Here is an 18,499-nt window from a genome sequence, read left to right as displayed (position 1 = left end):
ATCGGACAGATCGGTCTGGTATGCTCTTCTCATCATGCTCGGTAGGGTACCGAGTCACTGCCTCAAGACCACTTTTCGGACGGTTTCTAAGATGTAGCTCGGGACGGTGGTCGTTGTTGTCGGGGAGGCTTCTCTATTCGAGTTCTACGCCACCTTCTGCGGCAGTGTGTACCCGGTCTTTACCCTGCTCGGCGGCGCGGCGGCTTACGCCCGCCGTTAAGGGGGCGTAAGCGGCTTGAGAAAGGGGATAGCCGGCGAGAGTCTCCGGGGAGGAACTCGCCCGGGCGGTTTTGGGGGGCTGCTCTCTCCGGAGCAGGCGGAGCGGCTCCGGCAGAAGGACGCCCGCAACCGGGATCGCATCGAGCATCCCGGTGCTCGTCCCGGACGGTCTGAAGCCGCTGCTGCAACGGGAGCGCGCGACCCGGTCTTAGAATCTCACCGAGCGGTCATGCCGCCGTCCACGACCATGCACGCCCCGACCACGGACTCCGCCTCCTCCGAGGCCAGATACGCCGCCATGGCCGCTATCTCCTCCGGGGTAACGAACCGCCCGTGCGGCTGGCGCGCCTGCATGGCCGCCCTCGCCGCCGCCGGGTCCTCGTAGCCGGCCGTGATCCTCTCTATCCACGGCGTGTCCACCGTGCCGGGCGCTATGCAGTTGACCCGCACCCCTTCCTCCACGTGGTCTATCGCGGCGGCTCGCGTCAGGGCCAGGATGCCGCCCTTGGCCGCGCTGTAGGCCGCCCGGTCTTTTATCCCCACCAGCGCGGCTATGGAGCTCATGTTTATAACCGATCCACCCCCGGAGTCCCGGATCGCAGGTATTGCATACTTCATCCCCAGGAAAGTGCCCTTGAGGTTAACGTCCATCACCCTCAGCCAGTCTTCCTCCCGGGTCTCCGGGATAGTAGCCGCGACGCCCACGCCCGCATTGTTGACCATCACATCCAGCCCGCCCCACTCGTCGAGAACGCCCCGCACCAGAGCCTCGACCTCCTCCGGCCTCGTGACGTCCAGCCGGTAAGAGCGGGCACCCTCCCCAAGCCCGAACGCTACGCGCTTCGCAGCCTCAAGATCTATGTCCGCCACTGCCACACGCGCCCCCTCCCGGACGAAGCGCTCCGCCACGGCCGCGCCTATCCCCGAGCCCGCTCCGGTTACTATGGCGCGCTTCCCCTCTAACCGCCTCATCACCCTCCCTGTTTCTTTAGATGAAAGGTAGTTCTGTTCTTTGACACGGATCATTGAAGCACTTAGCATGGTTGGCGGCAAGCCGGAGAGGAGGGGAGAATGGGTGTGGTAGAGCGGAACGTGAGGTGCGAGGGATGAAGGGTGTCGTATGGCACGGGCCGGAGCGGATGGCCGTGGAGGAGGTGCCGGAGCCTGCTTTGGAGGCCGGGCATGTGGTGCTGCGGCCGGAGGCGGCCGGCATCTGTGGGTCGGAGGTTGAGGGCTATCTTGGCCGGATGGGCAACCGGGTCCCGCCGCTCATCATGGGGCATGAATTCGCCGGGACCGTTGTGGAGGTCGGGGAGGGTGTGGACCCGGAGTGGATCGGGCGCCGGGCGGCGGTGAACCCGCTCATCTCGTGTGGGGAGTGCCGGCTGTGCCGCCTGGGGCTCACGAATCTCTGCTGGGAGCGGGCCCTGATCGGGATCCAGCACCCCGGAGCGTTCGCCGAGTACGTGAAGGTTCCGGCGGGCAGCCTCTACCCCCTGCCGGAAGGCGTGAGCGCCCGGACCGGGGCGCTCGCCGAGCCGCTCGCCAACGGTGTGCACGCGGTACGCCTGGGGACCGAAGGGCGCGAGCCCGTAGGGCACGCGGTCGTGATAGGGGCGGGGACCATCGGGATCATGGTCGCTCAGGCTGCGGTGCTCGCCGGGATCTCTTGGGTGGGGGTTGTGGAGCCGCACGCGGGCAGGCGGGAGCTCGCCCGGCGGCTCGGAGCTCACGCGGTCTTCGGCTCGGCGGAGGAGGCGCGGGGGGAGGTTTTGGAGATTGCGGCCGGGCTCGGTGCGGATCTCGTCCTCGATGCCGTGGGAGCTGCGGAGACCCGGCGGCAGGCGGTGGAGCTGCTGCGGCCGGGCGGGACGGCCATTCTGGTCGGGCTGCACGATGACGAGACCTCCGTGGGTTTCCACGGCGTGGTCCGAAACCAGGTCGCGCTGCGGGGCTCCTACGCCTACACGGGGGACGACTTCGGGCGCGCTCTGAGCTGGCTCGTCGAGGGCCGGGCGGGTATAGGGGAGCTGCCGCCGGTGCAGCCGCTGGAGCGCGGGCCGGAGATCTTCGCCGGGCTCGTGCAGGGGCCGGCGGAGCAGGTGAAGGTCTTCCTTGCCGGATCGGAGGGGTGATGCGGAACGGCGGACCTCTGGAGGGCAAGACGGCCATAGTGACCGGTGCGAGCAGCGGGATCGGGCTGGCGACCGCCCGCTGCTTCGCCGACTCCGGGGCCCGGGTGCATGCCGTGGCGCGCCGCCGCGCCGCGATAGTGGAAGGTGCGGGGGAGGAGCGGCTGGCATCCGGGCGCGTCGTGCCGCACTCGATAGACGTGACCGACCGGAGCGCCGTGGAGCGGCTGGTTCGGGAGGTTGGGGAGCAGGAAGGGGTGGACATCCTCGTCTGCGCCGCCGGGACGAATATCCCCGAGCGTAAGCTGGACCAGCTAACTCCGGAGGCCTGGGATCTCATCCTGAAGGTCAACCTGAGCGGGGCCTTCTACTTCGTACGGGCGGCGCTGCCGTATCTGCGGCGCTCGCGGGGGGACGTGGTGCTCATCGGCAGCGTCTCCGGCATGTGGCCTGACGTATCCGGCGCCGCCTACCAGGCCTCCAAGCTGGGGATGCTCGGGATCACGCGCGCGGCGGGCGTCGAGGAGCACGCCAACGGCGTACGCTTCTCCACCATCATGCCCGGCATCGTGGACACTCCGATCCTGGACAACCGGCCCGAGCCGCCCCCGGAGAGGATCCGGGAGCTCAGCCTGAAGCCGGAGGATGTGGCGGCGGCCTGTCTCTTCCTGGTCACGCTGCCGCCGCGGGCGCACATCCCCGAGCTCACGATAATCCCCACCGCCATCCAGGCGCTGGGGAAGACGGGCGTCGCGACCCCGCCGGTGCCCGGAGGAGAGTAACGGCTAAGGAAGGAGATCGCTTGAAGCTGGCAACTTTCACGACGGACGGCCGGACCGCTCGCGTCGGGGTGGTCGAGGACGGCGCGGTCAGAGCCCTCGAAGTCCCCGGCATGATAGAGCTCATAGAGGGCGGCCTGGACAACGTGCAGGAGTCGGGGGAGACCCTCCCGCTCGACGGCGTGCGGCTGCTCGCTCCGGTGCAAAAACCGCAGAAGATTATCGCTATCGGCCTCAACTACCGCGACCACGCCGAGGAGACCGGGGCGCCCATCCCGGAGAAGCCCATAGTCTTCGCCAAGTACCCCAACACCATCATCGGGCCGCGGGAGCCCATCCGCATCCCGCCCATAACGGAGCAGGTGGACTACGAGGTGGAGCTGGCGGTGGTTATCGGGCGGCGGGCGCGCAACGTCTCCGCGGATGAGGCGCTGGAGTACGTCTTCGGGTACATGAACTGCAACGACGTCTCCTCCAGGGACCTGCAGTTCTCCGAGGGCGGGCAGTGGACGCGGAGCAAGTCGCTGGACACCTTCTGCCCGACGGGCCCGTACCTGGTGACGCGGGACGAGGTGCCGGACCCCCAGGACCTGCGGCTGCGGTGCACCCTGAATGGCGAGGTGATGCAGGACGGCACGACGCGGGAGATGATCTTCTCCGTGGCCGAGCTGGTCTCCTTCCTGAGCCAGGGGATGACGCTGGTGCCGGGCGACATCATAGCGACGGGGACGCCGCCCGGGGTGGGGATGGCCCGCGACCCGCAGGTGTGGATGAAGCCCGGGGACGAGGTGACCGTGGAGATCGAAGGCCTCGGCGCGCTCACCAACCCCGTGAAGGCCGGGTAGCCGATGAAGATAACCGAGATCCGCACGGCCGTCGTGGAGGCGAACTACGACTGGACCTTCATAAAGGTCTACACCGACGAGGGGATCGAGGGGCTCGGGGAGAGCTTCCTGGCCCCCGGGCTCGTCGGGATCATCCGGGACCTCGAGCCGCTGCTCGTCGGCGAAGACCCGCGCAACGTGGATAAGCTGTGGTCCAAGATGCGCTGGGCGGCCTCGGGCGCGGGCTCTATGGGCGGTATCGTCTACAACGCCATCTCCGGCATAGAGGCCGCGCTCTGGGATGCCGTCGGCAAATACTACGGGGCTCCCATCTGCCAGCTCCTCGGCGGCAGGTACCGCGACCGGGTGCGCGTCTACGCCGATTGCCACGCCGGAGAAGCGCTGGAAGCACTGAACTCCGTGATGGTGGCCCGCAAGCCGCGGTGGGTGGAGGACGAGGGCGAGGAGAGGTTCGCCCTCTCCGCCGAAGTCCGGCACCCCGTGCACGGCCGGGCCTACGGTGACGCCGGGACGGACGAGATCTTCACCCCCGAGATGTACGCCGAACGGGCGCGGCAGGTGGCCGGGGAGCTGGGATTCACCGCGATCAAGTTCGACCTCGACGTTCCCAACCCCTACACCCGCGACACGCACTCCGGCACCCTCACCCACGCGGAGATAAAGTTCATGGTCTCGCTCGTGGAGGCCGTGCGGGAGGCAGTGGGAGACGAGGTGGATATCGCCTTCGATTGCCACTGGCGCTATAACGTCTCCGATGCCCGGCGGCTGGCGTGCGAGCTGGAGCCCTACGGCCTGATGTGGCTGGAAGACCCCGTGCCGCCGGAGAACGTCGAGGCGATGCGGCAGGTCACGCAGAGTACCAGAACCCCCATCGCCAGCGGCGAGAACTACTACCTGCGTTACGGATTCCGCGAGGCGCTGGAGAACGGCGGACTGGACATCGTAGCCCCCGACCTGCAGAAGACCGGCGGGCTGCTGGAGGGGCGCAGGATAGCGGACCTGGCCGATACCCACTACGCGGCCGTGGCCCCACACTGCATAGCAAGCCCCGTAGGCACCCTGGCCTCGGCGCACGTGGCAGCCGCCGTGCCCAACTTCCTGGCACTGGAGTGGCACGGTATGAGCGTGCCGTTCTGGGAGGACATGGTGGTAGGGCTCGACGGCCCGGTGATAGAGGACGGCTACATAACAGTGCCGGACCGGCCGGGACTCGGCGTGGAGCTGAACGAGGAGGTCGCCCGCCGCTACGTCCGCGAAGGCGAGCCCTTCTTCGGGGAGTAGGAGCGCCGGCACCGCCGCCGAAATTTGCGAAACTACGTATCGTTGTGCAAAATAAGCTTGGTGGAGGAGGCTTTGGTGTTCCTCCACCCATAATCTCCGGCTGCCGGCCGGATTCGGGGACTTGCTTTTTCGGGGGGAAGGGTTGTTGGCAGGGGGAGACGTGCGAGGAGGAAAGATGAGTTGAGGGGTACGGGCAGGCAGGTGTCGTAGCTCGTAGGGTGTTTCTCTATGAGAGGGGTGATCTCTTTGCTTAGAAAGTGGCGGTTCATACTGGGGCTGCTGGTAGTTTCCGCCGTGGTCTTCGCGGCCGCCTGCGGCGACTTCGGGGGGCAGCCTGCGGGACAGGAAGAGGAGGCGGCCGGCGATGAAGGGACGGCCGTTGCGGACGAGCCGGAGCTCACGCCGCCGCCGGAGATCGAGGGCGAGGTAATAACCGGGGATCTCGGGGAGTACACGATCAACTTCGGTATCGGGCTCTCGGAGACCTCGCCGCAGTACAGGTCGGTTGAGTACTTCCGGGACATCCTGGAGGAGCGGACCGAGGGCCGGCTGCAGGTCCGGATCTTCCCGAACAGCCAGGTGGGAGACGATCTGCAGATGATGAACGCCTTGCAGAGCGGGACGCTGGAGATGACCTATCCCTCCACTTCCCCGGCGACCGGGATAGTGCCGGAGCTGGCGGTCTTCGATCTTCCGTTCCTCTTCCCGAGTCCGGAGGCCGCCGACGAGGTGCTGGACAGTGAGCTCGGGCAGGAGATGCTGGACAGGTTCGACGGAACCGGGATCAAGGCGCTGGCCTTCGCGGAGAACGGCTACCGGCAGCTCACCAACAGCCAGCGGCCGGTCGAGAGTCCGGACGACGTGCGCGGCCTGGACCTCCGGGTGATGGAGAACCCGATTCAGGTAGACATCTGGCGGACCCTGGGCGCCAACCCGACCTCGATGGCCTTCGGTGAGGTCTTCTCGGCGATGGAACAGGGTGTGGTGGACGGCCAGGAGAACCCCTGGAGCACGATCCTGACCTCCAACTTCTACGAGGTGCAGGGCTACGGTTCTGAGACCCGGCACGTCTACACGCCGTTCATCATCATGATCTCGGAGCAGTTTTGGAACGAGCTGCCCGGGGAGTATCAGGAGCTCATCCAGGAGGCCGCCGAGAAGACCCGGGATTACCAGCGGATCATCAGCCGGGAGTACGACCAGTGGTCCAAGGAGCGGCTGAGAGACGAGGGGATGGAGATCACCGAGCTGACCGACGAGCAGCGGCGGGAGTTCGAGGAGGCCGTCCAGCCGGTCTACGACCGGTGGGCTCCGGAGATCGGGGAGGAGCTCGTGGAGCGCGTCCAGGAGATGGTCGCCGAATTTGAGGAGCGGTAGGCGGGAAGGCCGGGGCGGCGGGGACCGCCCCGGTCCCCGGCTCTTTCGGAGGTGATGCGGTGGAAGAGGCTGAGCGGCGCGTTGCAGCGGACCCTGAGGCCCTGAGCCCCGAGGAGGCTGCCCGGCAGGAGAGGGAGGAAGAGGCGGCGCTCCCGCCGCTCTTCCGCTGGCTGGACATTGGCTTCAAGAGTCTGCTGGTGGCGCTGTTCTGCGTGCTCATCCTCGCCGTGGGGGCTAACGTCGCGGGCCGTTATCTCTTCGGGTTCTCTCTGGCTTGGGCGGATGAGCTCGCGCGGTTTCTCTTTATCTGGATCATCTTCGTGGGAGCTGCGCTCGCGTTCTTCCGGGGCGAGCACATCTCCGTCACCTATCTTGTGGAGCGGCTGCCCCGCCGGCTGGCTTACGCGCTCGGTATCGTCAAAAACCTGCTGGTATTGGTCATCCTGCTGGTCATCTTGCTCGGGGCCTGGCAGGTGATGACGGTGCGGCCGGGGACTTCGGCGCTTCTGAACGTGCCGCTCAACTGGGTCAACGTCTCGGTTCCGATCGGGGCCGGGCTGATGGTCCTGATGTGCGTGTATAGGATAGTCCTGGACATCTGGGCTCTGGCGAAGAGGGAGGGGTAGGCGGTGCTCTGGATCTTCCTCCTCTTCCTCTTCGCCGGCATCGCCATCGGGATGCCCGTGGCCTTCTCGCTGGCGCTCGCCGCGCTGGCCATGATGTTCATCGCGGACGTCGGGCCGGCCCTCATGGTCGAGCAGGCGATCCGCGGGGTGAACAACTTCCCGCTCCTGGCGATCCCGTTCTTCATGCTGGTCGGCGAGGTGATGAGCACCGGCGGCATCGCCCGGCGGCTCGTAAACTTCGCCTCGGACCTGGTGGGGTTTATCAGCGGGGGGTTGGGACAGGTGAACGTGGCGGCTTCGATGTTCTTCGGGGGCATCAGCGGCTCGGCCGTCGCCGACGCCTCGGCCATCGGCGGGATGATGGTCCCGGCCATGAAAGAGCAGCGGTACACCGCGGGGCACGCGACCTCGATCACGGTCGCCTCGGCGGTGATCGGGATAATCGTGCCGCCCTCGATCCCGATGATCCTCTACGGGATCGTGACCCAGACCTCCATCAGCCGGCTGTTTATCGGGGGGATAATCCCGGGCGTCCTGATCGCGGTCGCGCTCATGATCACCACGTTTATCACGGCCCGGAGGTACCACGTGGGGGAGACCCGGCCCTTCTCTCTGCGCCGGCTCTGGAAGAGCTTCCGGGAGGCTTCGCTCGCCCTCTTGCTCCCCGTGATAATCGTGGGCGGGATACTGGGCGGTGTGTTCACGGCTACCGAGGCGGCGGTTGCCGCGCTCTTCTACGCGCTCTTCATCTCGCTCTTCGTCTACCGCGAGATCTCGCTCCGGGACCTCTGGCCGATGATGGTGCGCACGACGCGCCTTACGGGCATGGTGCTCTTCCTGCTGGCGATGGCTATGGTAGTGGCCTGGCTGCTCACGACCGCGCAGGTGCCGCAGAACCTGGTCGCCACCGTCTCGGACTTCTCCACGAACCCGTACGTGATTCTGCTCATCCTCAGCGTCCTGCTCCTGCTGGTGGGGGTCGTGATGGACCTCACTCCTGCGATGGTCATCCTGGCTCCGATGATGGCTCCCATAGCGGTGGCGACCGGCATAGACCCGGTCTACTTCGGCGTTCTGATGTCTTTCGTGCTGGGGATAGGGCTCGTCACCCCGCCGGTCGGCACGGTGCTCTATGTCGGGTGCGGGATCGGCCGGGTCTCCATGGAGGAGCTGGTCCGGAACATGATCCCCTACTACATCGCCCTCCTGGTCGTGCTGGCGCTCTTGATCCTGTTCCCGCAGCTCATCCTGTGGCTGCCGTACGCGACCGGGGCGGCGGGGAGCTAGAGATCGGGTATAAAGAGGGTTAGCGGCATGTAAGGGGGAGGTGCGTAATATGACGGAGGTAACCACCCCGCGCCGGAGCGAGCTCGAGGAGCTGCTGGAACCGGTCGAGCTGCCGAAGGTGGCGCTCGTGGAGCAGCGGGTGGACTCGCCGCCCGCGATCCGGGACATCCGGAGTAGCGTCCGGGAGGCACTTGAGGCCGTAGAGCTGCCGGGCGGGAGTGTGGCCATCGGCGTGGGCAGCCGGGGGGTGCCGCGCGTCGCGGAGATCGTGGCCGCGCTGGTGGAAGCGCTCAAGGAGGCCGGGGCCCGGCCGTTCGTGGTACCCGCGATGGGCAGCCACGGGGCGTCCACGGCCGAGGGGCAGGCGCGGGTGCTGGCCCACCTGGGCGTGAGCGAGGAGAGGGTCGGTTGTCCTGTGCGGGCCACGATGGAGGCCGTGAAGGTGGGGGAGACGCCCTCCGGCGTGGCGGTGTACATGGACCGCTACGCCTGCGAGGCGGACGCGGTCGTGGTGGTGAACAGGGTCAAGCCCCACACCGCCTTCCGGGGCGCGGTGGAGAGCGGGCCGACGAAGATGATCGCCATCGGGCTCGGCAAGCAGCAGGGGGCGCACTCGATCCACTCCGCCGGCTGGGACAGGATACACGCCACTATCCTCGAAGCCGCCCGCGTCGGCATCGAGCGGGGCAACGTCGTCTTCGGGCTGGCCGTGCTGGAGAACCACGAGGAGGAGCCCTGCAGGATCGCGGCCATCCCCGCCGGCCGGCTGGAGTCTGAAGAACCCGCGCTTCTGGAGGAGGCGAAGCGGAACCTCCTGCGGCTGCCGTTCGAGGAGCTGGACGTGCTGGTGGTGGACGAGATCGGGAAGAACGTAAGCGGCGACGGGGCCGATCCCAACGTCACCGGGCGCTACCCGACGCCCTACGCCAGCGGCGGGCCGAAGGTGGGGCGCATGGTCTTCCTCGGGCTCACCGAAGAGACCGAGGGGAACGCCAACGGGGTGGGGCTGGCCGACGTGGTCACCGGGCGCCTGGAGCGACAGATGGACCGGCCGGCCACCTACATGAACGCCCTGACGGCCGCCGTCTCCGAGACGGTGCGGCTGCCGATGGTCATGCCCACCGACCGCCTGGCCATAGCCGCGGCGCTCAAGACCTGTCCGGGAGTGTCGCCGCCCGCCGCGCGGCTCGTGCGGATACGGAACACGCTCCGGCTGCGCCGGATGTGGGTCTCCGAAGCCCTGCTGCGGGAGTCGCCGAAGCTGAAGGTGCTGGAGGAGCCGAAACCCATGCGCTTCGGAGCCGACGGCAGCCTGCTGCAGGAACTTTAGATCAGCCCCACCAGATAGGCCATCCCGACGAGGATGGCCCAGATGAAGAGCGCCGTCAGGACGCGCAGCCAGAGCTGCTTCAGCACCGGCTATCCGCCGCCCCCGAATATCTGCTGCGCGTAGGCCAGGACCATCCAGCCCACGAAGAAGAGGAAGAACGCCAGCGTCGCGAACATGGCTCCCAGCCGGAAGCCCTTCAGTTTGATAGCCTCGGGCAGGACCCGGCGGTTGAGCACGATGAGCAGGATGGTGTAGACGACCATAACCAGCCCGCTGAGCGACGAGGCGATAATCAGCAGCACGAGCGGCTGGTCGAGGCCGGAGAGGAGGATGAGCGAGCCGACGGCTATCATGCTCCAGACTACGGCGAAGTAGAGCTTGCTCTCCGACCAGAACTCGTTCTCGTTCAGGAAGTCCACCTTGAGGACGTCGGCCGTCAGGCGGCTCACGTAGTCCAGGATGCCCAGGTTGGTCGAGAACAGGACGAAGACGCCGGTCAGCCAGAAGACCGTGCCGAACCACGGGGCTACGATCTGCTTGAGCGCCTCTCCTTCAAGGCGGATGAAGTCGAAGTTGGCCTCCCCCGTCTCGACCTGGCCGAACACGGTCGCGTAGGTCAAGGAGCAGAGGAGGATGAGAGAGAGGACCCCGATGACGAAGAAGGTGATGAACTGCTCCTGGTTGGCCACCTTCCACCAGCCCCTCCAGCGGCGCAGGTTCTCCTCGGTCTGCGGGAATATGTAGCCGATACCAGCCCGCGCCTCTTCCTCGCCGGTGATCGGGGAGACGATCCTCGGGATGTAGGCCCCCATGCCCATCTGTTTGTCCCGGATCCAGTTGCTCTGCACGAGGTTGTTGGTCCCTCCGGCCCCCGCGAAAGCGATCGCGCCCAACATCGCGGTCGCGCCGATGGCCCCGATGGCTTCGGGCAGGCCCCGGCCGACGTTCGTCATGCCGCTGCCGAAGGCCCCCCAGGTCTGCGCATCGGTGACGACGAGCACGGCTATCACGACGTAGGCCATGATGAGGCTGACCATCACCATCTGAAACTTCTCCACGAACTGGTAGACCACCGGCGAGAGCGTCAGCGCGATGCCGATGGCCACGAGCCCGAGGATCGTGATCGGGACTATAGCCCCCTCGCCGAGCCCGAAGACGAACGTGAACGCCGTCCCGGCCCCGGTGGCCCAGCCGGGCCAGAAGTTGGGCAGCATCGCCATGGCGATGAACAGCACGCCCCAGTACCTCCAGAGCCGGGTGAAGCCGGTGATCACGGTCTCCCCCGTTGCCAGCGTGTAGCGCTCGACCTCCATGTTGATGAAGTACTGGAACAGAAAGCCGAGCACCGCGGCCCAGATCACGATGAACCCCACCTGCGAGGTGATGTAGGGCCAGAGCACGTACTCGCCGGAGCCGAGCGCCGTGGCGAGTATGATGACGCTCGCGCCTACGATCTTCCTCAACGGTACCGGCTCCGGAAGGTCCCGGTACTCTACCGGCGGGAGGTGGTCCCCCGGAATCTCAGAAGCCACCTCCCGCGCTTCTATAGAATCGGCCATGCCTTCCCCCTTTTCTCTGTACCGCCGGGTACGGCCGTATACCGGCGAACCGGCCCCAACAGATGGTCCCCTATCCTGAAGAGAATGGTAATACGATTTTCCCGCACCGCGCAAGTGCGTTCCCGTACATTCTGCCTGGGGCCGGAAAATGCCGGCCGCCGGCTACATCGAGACGCCGAGCAGGCCGCGGGTGAACTGGAAGCCGAAGTTGCCCCGCGCGTAGAGCCGGGGAGTGTAGCGGCGCGAAGCCGTCTCGATGATGATGCCGAGCAGCTCGCCGGACCACGCTTCCGGGTCTCCGGCCAGCTCCAGGTCCAGATCTTCTGCGTACCGTAGCCGGGTCTCGGGTTCAGATGAGACCTGGAGCAGGGGGATCATGCGGTGCGCCTGCAGGGGACGGCCCGCGACATGTGCCAGCATCACCTCCACGCCGGTGGCCCCGAGGCCGGTCGCCGTCTCGACCCAGTGACTCGTGGGGGCCTCCATGATGTGGAGTCCCGGTTCAGAGGCGGCGGCGCCGTAGGCGAGCGTGGGGGGCGCAGCCCGGTCCCCGAGAACGTACTCCAGGTACGCGGCCGACTCCAGAATGGCCGCCTGCTCCGGGAGGACGACCGTCCCGCCGGCACCTACCACGGAGGTTGTGAGCCGCGCCAGTGCGCGGGCAGCTGCGTCGGAGAGCGGGCCTTCGGCGTGGAGCCCCAGCCGCAGTTCTCGCAGTCCGGCCGGTTCGTACACCGGCTCCTCCAGTCTCTCCAGCTCCGCCTCGAACCAGCCTTCGACCCGCCGGACGACGCGCTCGATGCCTCCGTCGAGCTGGATGCTGGCCCAGCCGAAGCGGTCGGGGTTCAGGCCCCGCTCCTCCAGCCGGTTGCGGAAGTAGTCGTTGTGGGTCTTCTCGCAGCCGTGTTCCAGCAGCAGGGCCACCCGCACGGACGGGTGTGCGAGGTAGCCCAACACGGTGCGGGCGTAGATCTCCTCGGCCGGGCCGGACGAGACGCCGCAGCCCTCGGTGTGGGGGAGGGCCACGAAGCGCGACACCTTGCCCGCTCCGGTTCCCAGTTCGTTCAGCCGGTCGGCGATCATGAGCGAGATCTGGCCGGAGCACAGGCTGGTCGGCATTATCAGGGCTGCGTGATCGGCGGCGTATCCCGAGTTCGTCCGCACGGCCTCGAACGTCGCGTCTGTGTCTGCGGAGGCTCTTCTCACCGGCAGGGGATTCCCGTCCGGCTCGGGGCTGTTCCGGAGGCGCTCTAAATTCTCCGGGCCGGTCTGCTTCCAGTCGCGCCAGATGGAGACCTGTGAGTGGCCCGCGCGCTCCCCGGCGGTGCGCTCGCCGGAGGCGGCCCTCAGGGTCAGCTCGAACATTTCGCGCCCGAGCTCTTCCAGCGGCGCGCCGTCCAGATACGCGCCGGCGTTCACGTCCATGTCGTCGCGGAGCAGCTCGTAGCGGGTGGTGGTGGTGACGATCTTTACGGTCGGGACGAAGGGGAAGTTCGTGATCGAACCGTTCCCGGTGGTGAAGAAGATCATGTTCGCCCCCGAAGCCACCTGTCCGGCCACGCTCTCCAGGTCGTTGCCGGGGCTGTCCATGAAGTAGAAGCCGGGCTCGCGCATCCTTTCGGCGTATTCGACGACGCGATCCAGCCTGACCTCCGGGTCCCGCTTCCTCGCCGCCCCGATGGACTTGATGGCGATGTTGTAGAGCCCGCGGTAGAGGTTCCCGCCGGAGGGATTGCCCTCCGCCGTGTGCCCGTGCCAGGATACGCGCTCCTTGAAGCGCTCCACCATCCCGAGGAAGCGCCGGGCGGTCTCCAGATCCCGCACGTTCTGCAGCACATACTCCTCGGCCCCGATGAGCTCGTCCGTCTCCGCCAGGTTCGCAGACCCGCCGTGGCGGATGATCTCCTTCGCCACCCGCGCCGCGAGCGGGTTGGCAGACACCCCCGAGAACGCATCCGAACCACCGCACTGCAGCGCGACCTTCAGCTCGGAGAGCGGCCGCCGGGTGCGCGCCGTCCGGTTTGCCTCTTCCAGCCAGCCCCGCACGATCCTCTCCCCGGCCTCCAGCTCCTGCAGGAAGCCGCCGCGCAGCGTCATGAAGCGGTGCGGTACACCGGCCAGCGGGTAGCCATGCTCCGCCATGTACCGGCGGAGCATGGCGTTCGTGACCACCGCGCCCGCCTCATCCACCGCTAACACCGCGCCGGTGTTCGGGTGTACCATGAACCCGGCGAGCGTCCGCAGCAGCAGCTTTAGGTTGTTGGGCCGGCCGCCCTCACCGCCCTCGGTGTGGGCGACGGCGACCACGCCGCTCACGTTCGGGTAGCCCTCCGCCGCGCCTCTCATCCTCCGCTCCAGCGCCTTCGCGTACCCGCCGGTCCGGGAGGTGACACCGAGCACCACGACGTAGTTCCTGGTCCCGGCTCCGCGCCCGGCACCCCGCCCGTACCCGAGAAAAACACGCGGCTCCGGGTGGAGCGGCACCTGCTCTCCCGGACGGAAGCCGCGCTCGTCCAGCTCATACGGCTCCAGGCCGTGGTCCCGGAAGTTGGCCTCCACAGGCAGCTCGAAGCCCACGCGCCGCTCGCGCAGAGCGCGCAGGATCCTGGAGTTGCAGACGTATGCTCCAGGATGTATCTCCCGTACCGCCGTGCCAAACGGCAGGCCCCAGGAGAGCAACTCCCCGCCCTCCGGGATGCGCCGGACGGCGAACCGGTGCCCCTCCGGAACCGGATGCTCGATCTCGAACTCTCCGCCCCCGAACGCCACCCGCATTCCAGCTTCCAGCCGCCGGATGGCTATCGCCACGTTGTCGCCCGGTAACGGCAAGCGGCCAACATCCGCGAAGTCCGCTGCCTGATGTCCCGAACTCACACGAACCTCCCTCACCGGAGAGTCTACCACCAGCCCGGAGGTAAACCCGCCATTTGTGTTGACTGGCACAGCTTGCTGTATTTAAATATGGGCTGCCAGAGAAGTAAAATCCTGTTTCATTCTCAGAAACAGAGGCGGGGGAGTTAGCCGGAGCCGGGCTTCTGGGGACGGGCGCGTTCCGGGTTTGTATGAGGGTTGTTATTTTCCGGCCGGAGTGGCCGGGGTGTGGTGTGTACCCGGAGAGCAAGGGGTGTATAGGTTTATGGTCAGAGCGGCGAGCAAGGGGTGGAGATTCTGGTCTCCGCTGAGGCTGGCCGGGTTGGTGCTGGTTACGGCCGGTCTGTTTGTGTTTGCGGGATGCGGGGGTGTGATCGGGGCCGGTGGCGAGGGGGAGACCATAGAGATGGATCTCGCCACCGTCTACGACGCGGAGGCGCCGCAGTCGATGGGGGCCGACCGGTTCGCCGAGCTGGTAGGGGAGAAGAGCGGCGGCCAGATCGTGGTCAACTTCTTCCCCGGTGGTGCTCTGGGCACGGAGACGGACAACTTCAACGCTGTGAGCGCCGGCGAGCTGGATATGGTCCTGGGCGGCGGGCTCGGGATCGACATGTTCGCCAGCGAGTTCTACTTCTTCCAGTCCCCATACATGATGGTGGACATGGACCATGTGAACGCCTTTCTGGAGAGCGAGCTGCACGACCAGATGGTCGAGAAGATGGCCGAGAACAACGTGCAGCTGCTCGGGCACATTGCCCGGGGGGCGCGCAACACCACCTCCAACCAGCCGTTCACCACGCCGGAGGAGATGGCCGGCGTCAGCTTCCGGCTGCCGGAGATACCGACCTGGATCTCCGTGTGGGAAGGGATTGGGGTCGATGCCACGCCGGTGGCGTTGCCGGAGCTCTACAGCGCGCTGCAGACCGGGGTGGTAGATGCTTCGGAGGGGCCGTACGAGCAGATGGCCACCTTCAGCCTGCATGAGGTGCAGGACTACGTCATCAACACCGAGCACATCTACGAGGTGACCCAGCTCTGGATCGACAAGTCCCTCTACGACTCGCTCACCGACGAGCAGCGGCAGTGGATAGACGAGGCCGCCGAGGAGGCGGTGGCCTACGCCAATGAAGAAGCAGAGAGGATGGAGGAGGAGTTCCTCCAGCAGCTCATCGACGGCGGGATGGAGGTCATAGAGCCGGACCGTGAGGCGTTCATAGAGGCCGCCCGGCCCGTGCTGGAGCGGCTGTTCGAGACGCAGTTCACGGTGACCACCTACGACGAGGTCATGCAGCTGGCCGAGGGTAACTAGGGATTTCCGGTAGCGGCGCTGTGGGGATATTGAGGAGTCTGAAGCGGGGGCTGGACCGTTCGCTGGACGCGTTGATGATCCTGCTGCTTGCGGGGATAGTGTTCCTGGTGCTGCTCCAGATCTTCCAGCGGTACTTCGCGCTCTTTCCCACGCCCTGGACGGAGGAGATGTCGCGCTATCTGTTCGTGTACCTCACCTTCTTCGGCGGCGCCTACCTGATAAAAGAGAAGGGACACATAACGGTGGACGTGGCCGTAGAGCGCTTGCCGCGCAGGCTCCGGCTTGCGGTGCTGGTGCTGGTGTACCTTCTCATGCTGGCTTTCCTGTACATCTTCACGGGCGGGATCCTGGAGCTCACCCTGGCCTCCGTGGGCGTCCGGGCGTCCACAATGCCCTGGTTCAGCATGGCCTACCTGTACGGCGGGGTCTGGCTCGGCGGGGTGCTGATGTTCCTGTACGCCGCCATAGAGCTCGCCAGCAGCGCTCGCCGGTTGCTGGTCCGGCGGAGGGAGGGGCGGGCGTGATGTTCCTGGTGTTCATCGGGCTGCTGGTGGCGCTCTTCCTGCTCGGCATGCCGGTAGCCTTCGGGATAGCCATCACGGCCGTGGTGTTGATGCTGGTGGATCTGGGCCAGGTGCGGACGCTGGTGGTGCCCCAGATGATGGCCAGTGGTGTAAACAGCTTCGTAATCCTAGCCGTGCCGCTCTTTGTGCTGGCGGGCAAGCTGATGAACGCGGGCGGGATCTCGGACCGCATCTTCCGGTTCGCCAACGTGCTGGTCGGTTACCTGCCCGGTGGTCTGGGTCACGTGAACGTGGTGAGCAGCGTGCTCTTCTCCGGCATGTCCGGAGCCGCCGTGTCGGATGCCGCCGGGCTGGGACAGGTACAGATCCGGGCCATGCGCAACCACGGCTACGACAAGGGTTTCGCCTCGGCGATCACGGCCTCCTCGTCCACCATAGGGCCGATGATCCCGCCGAGCCTGCCGGCCGTGGTCTACGCCGTCGCCGCCGGGGTCTCGGTCGGAGCCCTGTTCATAGCGGGGATCATACCCGGGCTGATAATGGCCGCTCTCCTGTTGCTGATGGTCGCGATCCTGGCGCACCGGCGCGACTACCCGCGGGAGGACTTCCCGAGCGCCGGAGCGGCATGGCGGGCGTTCCGGGGAGCCGTGCTGCCGCTGCTCACCCCGGTGATCATTATCGGGGGGATAGTGGAGGGAACGTTCACCGCGACGGAGGCGGCGGCCGTGGCGGTGCTCTATTCTGCCTTCCTGGGAGCGGTCGTGTACCGGGAGCTGAAGTGGCGGGACTTCGTGCAGGTATTGCGCGAGACGGCGCAGCTCAGCGCGGCGATCGGGCTCATCGTGGCGGCCGCGACGCTGTACGGGAACGTGATCATCCGGGCCCAGATCCCGCAGGCTATCCTGGAAGCGTTCACGGCGTTCGCCAACTCGCCGCTGGTGGTACTGCTCATACTGAACCTGTTCCTGCTGCTCGTCGGGTGCTTCCTGGAGACGATAGCAGCGATCACGATCCTGGTGCCCCTGCTGCTGCCGCTGTTGCAGGCATTCGAGGTGGACCCCCTGCACTTCGGGGTCATCATGATCCTGAACCTGATGATCGGGCTGCTCACCCCTCCGCTGGGGCTCGTACTCTTCGTGGTCTCCCGAATCGGGGAGATCTCTATCCTCGAGCTCGTGCGCGCTCTCGGGCCGTTCTACCTGATGCTGGTGCTGGCCCTGATCATCGTGACCCTCTTCCCGGGGGTCGTCTTGTGGCTGCCCGGCCTGCTAATGGAGTGATTGCGTGTTACACAGTGTTCTGTGAAACGATAACGGAAGGGGCGGAGTAAGACCTATGGAGAGAACTGCCCGGCAGCGCGACCGCCGCCGCGAGGGGATAGCGAGCCCCGTTGAGGGCTTCAACGGCCGCGCCCGCAAGGCGATCGGAGACCAGAGCCTGCACGACGCCGTGGAGCTCTTCACCAACAAGTCCGTAGCGGCGCGCAACGCGGCCCTGGGAGCGCTGCCCGAGGCCCCGGAGCTTAGAGAGCGTGCCTACCACATCAAACGGAAGACCATGCAAAACCTCCACCACTACCTCGCCCGGCTGGCAGAGGAGGTGGAGAGGCACGGCGGCAAGGTTCACTTCGCTAAAGACGGCGAAGAGGTAGTCCGCTACGTAGCCGCCCTCGCCGAGAGCAAGGGGGCGAGAACTGTGGTCAAGTCCAAGAGCATGGTCACAGAGGAGATAGAGCTCAACCGCCGCCTGGAGGAAGGCTACCCGGAGCTGGGGTTGGAGATAGTCGAGACCGACCTTGGGGAGTGGATCGCCCAGCTCGCAGGCGAACATCCCTCCCACATCGTCGGGCCGATCCTGCACATGAGCCGGCGGCGCGTGGCCGAGATCCTCTCCGGGGTGGCCGGGGAGCCCATCCCGCCCGACGTCGCGGCGCTGGCCGCCTTCGCCCGGCGGCGGTTGCGGGAGAAGTTCCTTGCGGCCGACATAGGGATAACGGGGGCGAACTTCGCCGTTTCCGAGACGGGCACGATAGTGCTTGTGACCAACGAGGGCAACGGCAGGCTGGTGACCAGCCTGCCGCCCGTGCACGTGGCCGTCGTCGGCATAGAGAAGCTGGTGCCGCGGATGCGGGATCTCTCCGTCTTCCTCCAGCTCCTCGCCAGGAGCAGTACGGGCCAGAAGCTCACCGTCTACACCAACTTCATAACCGGACCGCGGGGAGAGGGCGAGCTGGACGGTCCTGAGGAGTTTCACCTCATCCTGCTGGACAACAGGCGCAGCGAGCTGCTCGGAACGGAGTTTGAAGAAGCGCTCTTCTGCATAAGGTGCGGGGCGTGCCTGAACGTCTGCCCCGTCTACCG

The 18,499-nt window shown here is 66.5% G+C and carries 15 protein-coding genes; 12 read left to right on the top strand and 3 right to left on the bottom strand.

The window, feature by feature from the left end; genetic code table 11:
• Nucleotides 1–435 precede the first annotated feature (435 nt).
• Nucleotides 436–1,191, bottom strand: coding sequence for an SDR family NAD(P)-dependent oxidoreductase (locus E0L93_RS15060; RefSeq protein ID WP_132692906.1), 756 nt, complete (start codon nucleotides 1,189–1,191; stop codon nucleotides 436–438).
• Nucleotides 1,192–1,325: 134 nt separating this feature from the next.
• Between E0L93_RS15060 and E0L93_RS15055 the strand changes: the two genes are divergently transcribed.
• The 8 genes from E0L93_RS15055 (at nucleotide 1,326) to E0L93_RS15020 (ending at nucleotide 9,876) form a co-directional block, all read left to right on the top strand.
• Complete coding sequence (locus tag E0L93_RS15055) at nucleotides 1,326–2,354, top strand: galactitol-1-phosphate 5-dehydrogenase (RefSeq protein WP_132692905.1); 1,029 nt, start codon at nucleotides 1,326–1,328, stop codon at nucleotides 2,352–2,354.
• Nucleotides 2,354–3,133, top strand: a complete 780-nt coding sequence (locus E0L93_RS15050) for an SDR family oxidoreductase (protein ID WP_132692904.1) — start codon at nucleotides 2,354–2,356, stop codon at nucleotides 3,131–3,133. Before E0L93_RS15055 ends, E0L93_RS15050 begins: the two co-directional genes overlap by 1 nt.
• Nucleotides 3,134–3,153: 20 nt before the next feature.
• Nucleotides 3,154–3,975 (top strand): fumarylacetoacetate hydrolase family protein, encoded by an 822-nt coding sequence (locus E0L93_RS15045; RefSeq protein ID WP_132692903.1) that lies wholly within the window; start codon nucleotides 3,154–3,156, stop codon nucleotides 3,973–3,975.
• Nucleotides 3,976–3,978: 3 nt separating this feature from the next.
• Nucleotides 3,979–5,256 carry a mandelate racemase/muconate lactonizing enzyme family protein gene (locus E0L93_RS15040; RefSeq protein WP_132692902.1) on the top strand — a complete coding sequence of 426 codons (1,278 nt, stop codon included), beginning with the start codon at nucleotides 3,979–3,981 and terminating at the stop codon, nucleotides 5,254–5,256.
• A 246-nt stretch (nucleotides 5,257–5,502) separates the two neighbouring features.
• Nucleotides 5,503–6,633 (top strand): TRAP transporter substrate-binding protein, encoded by a 1,131-nt coding sequence (locus E0L93_RS15035; protein WP_207890541.1) that lies wholly within the window; start codon nucleotides 5,503–5,505, stop codon nucleotides 6,631–6,633.
• 59 nt (nucleotides 6,634–6,692) lie between these two features.
• Nucleotides 6,693–7,259, top strand: a complete 567-nt coding sequence (locus tag E0L93_RS15030; RefSeq protein ID WP_132692900.1) for a TRAP transporter small permease — start codon at nucleotides 6,693–6,695, stop codon at nucleotides 7,257–7,259.
• Nucleotides 7,260–7,262: 3 nt separating this feature from the next.
• Nucleotides 7,263–8,546 (top strand): TRAP transporter large permease, encoded by a 1,284-nt coding sequence (locus tag E0L93_RS15025; protein WP_132692899.1) that lies wholly within the window; start codon nucleotides 7,263–7,265, stop codon nucleotides 8,544–8,546.
• 49 nt (nucleotides 8,547–8,595) lie between these two features.
• Entirely contained in the window at nucleotides 8,596–9,876 is a 1,281-nt protein-coding gene (locus E0L93_RS15020) for a nickel pincer cofactor-dependent isomerase, group 22 (protein WP_132692898.1), read from the top strand.
• 89 nt (nucleotides 9,877–9,965) lie between these two features.
• Here E0L93_RS15020 and E0L93_RS15015 read toward each other — a convergent pair whose 3' ends face one another.
• Entirely contained in the window at nucleotides 9,966–11,435 is a 1,470-nt protein-coding gene (locus E0L93_RS15015; protein WP_132692897.1) for an Nramp family divalent metal transporter, read from the bottom strand.
• 162 nt (nucleotides 11,436–11,597) lie between these two features.
• Entirely contained in the window at nucleotides 11,598–14,264 is a 2,667-nt protein-coding gene (locus E0L93_RS15010; RefSeq protein WP_243638264.1) for a UxaA family hydrolase, read from the bottom strand.
• 295 nt (nucleotides 14,265–14,559) lie between these two features.
• Here E0L93_RS15010 and E0L93_RS15005 point away from each other — a divergent pair, with 295 nt between their 5' ends.
• The 4 genes from E0L93_RS15005 to E0L93_RS14990 all read left to right on the top strand — a co-directional run.
• The gene (locus E0L93_RS15005) at nucleotides 14,560–15,615 is read left to right on the top strand and encodes a TRAP transporter substrate-binding protein (RefSeq protein WP_132692896.1); all 1,056 of its coding nucleotides are present in this window, start codon (nucleotides 14,560–14,562) and stop codon (nucleotides 15,613–15,615) included.
• Nucleotides 15,616–15,644: 29 nt separating this feature from the next.
• Nucleotides 15,645–16,139 (top strand): TRAP transporter small permease, encoded by a 495-nt coding sequence (locus E0L93_RS15000; protein WP_132692895.1) that lies wholly within the window; start codon nucleotides 15,645–15,647, stop codon nucleotides 16,137–16,139.
• Nucleotides 16,139–17,419, top strand: coding sequence for a TRAP transporter large permease (locus E0L93_RS14995; RefSeq protein ID WP_132692907.1), 1,281 nt, complete (start codon nucleotides 16,139–16,141; stop codon nucleotides 17,417–17,419). The genes E0L93_RS15000 and E0L93_RS14995 overlap by 1 nt, the downstream gene beginning before the upstream one ends.
• A 55-nt stretch (nucleotides 17,420–17,474) precedes the next feature.
• Nucleotides 17,475–18,499: LUD domain-containing protein (locus E0L93_RS14990; protein ID WP_132692894.1), on the top strand; the 1,025-nt coding region annotated here is incomplete at its 3' end.

The organism is Rubrobacter taiwanensis (genome assembly GCF_004337705.1).
Classification (GTDB): Bacteria; Actinomycetota; Rubrobacteria; order Rubrobacterales; family Rubrobacteraceae; genus Rubrobacter_C; species Rubrobacter_C taiwanensis.
This window is presented reverse-complemented; position numbering and strand designations above follow the sequence as displayed.